Source organism: Winogradskyella ouciana, assembly GCF_009709615.1.
GTDB lineage: Bacteria > Bacteroidota > Bacteroidia > Flavobacteriales > Flavobacteriaceae > Winogradskyella > Winogradskyella ouciana.
In genome coordinates this window covers 1-248 of record NZ_WJYA01000245.1, presented here as the reverse complement: position 1 = coordinate 248, position 248 = coordinate 1, and the positions used below count along the sequence as shown (strand labels likewise).

1 other RNA gene is annotated in these 248 nt (G+C 38.3%); it reads right to left on the bottom strand.

The window, feature by feature from the left end:
- Nucleotides 1–51: 51 nt before the first annotated feature.
- Nucleotides 52–248, bottom strand: a transfer-messenger RNA (tmRNA) gene (ssrA, locus tag F1003_RS18440); the annotation flags it as partial.

The window sequence follows — 248 nt, the reverse complement described above, 5'->3', positions numbered from 1 at the left end:
GCATCATGTTGGTTGTTTATCACTTTTCATGATGCGAAACCTATCGATAAACTACACATCTTTCTACGTGTGTAGTTTATCGATAGGTTTCGCATCATGAAAAGTGATAAACAACCAACATGATGCTAGTTTGATTAAGTTTCTTCTAAACAGACTTCAAACGGCAGTGTTTAGCATATCCTATTAAGGTTGAATCGCGTTAACAGCACATAGGAAATGCTGTTAGGCGATGCAGAGTGCGATTAGGC